The organism is Ochrobactrum sp. SFR4, assembly GCF_019730395.1.
Lineage (GTDB): Bacteria > Pseudomonadota > Alphaproteobacteria > Rhizobiales > Rhizobiaceae > Pseudochrobactrum.
Genome location: NZ_JAAPBB010000773.1, coordinates 1 through 272, shown reverse-complemented (window position 1 = coordinate 272; position 272 = coordinate 1). Strand labels below are relative to the sequence as shown.

Below are 272 nucleotides of genomic sequence, written 5' to 3'. Positions count from 1 at the left end.
CATTCTCCCAACCGATCAGTGAGATTTTGCTCTGTCCGTGATAATCATCACCGCCATGCTCCACCCAATGCGCCAGTTTCTGCCGCCATACTGTATCCTGTAAGCGCGCTTTCAAAGCTGGCAAACCACCATCCATCACCGCCGCTGGCAGAAGCTGTAATATCCATGTGCTGCCTGCCGGATAGGGATACATATCAAAGCTGATATCCACGCCGTCAGACCGCAAGCTTTCCATATAGTCAATCACAGCCGGTACATTGCCCCAGTTCGGC

1 pseudogene is annotated in these 272 nt (G+C 52.6%); it reads right to left on the bottom strand.

From position 1 onward, the window contains the following. Positions 1-272 (bottom strand): annotated as a pseudogene (locus HBA93_RS21185) (hypothetical protein); the annotation flags it as partial.